Here is a 201-nt window from a genome sequence, read left to right on the forward strand (position 1 = left end):
GACCGTGATCGTCGACGCGGCTCACAACCCGCACGGCGCCAAGGCACTCGCGCAGGCTCTGGACGACAGCTTCGACTTCGACGAATGGGGCCTGGTGCTCGGTGTGCTCGCCGACAAGGACGCCGCCGGCATCGTCGCCGAACTGGCACCGGGAGCGGCGCACGTGTTCGCCACCGCTCCGGATTCGGATCGCGCGAGCGA

1 protein-coding gene is annotated in these 201 nt (G+C 69.7%); it reads left to right on the forward strand.

The window, feature by feature from the left end:
- The coding region (locus L687_RS27810; protein ID WP_040569648.1) for a glutamate ligase domain-containing protein at positions 1-201 on the forward strand (201 nt) is incomplete at both ends.

Source organism: Microbacterium maritypicum MF109 (genome assembly GCF_000455825.1).
Lineage (GTDB): Bacteria > Actinomycetota > Actinomycetes > Actinomycetales > Microbacteriaceae > Microbacterium > Microbacterium maritypicum_A.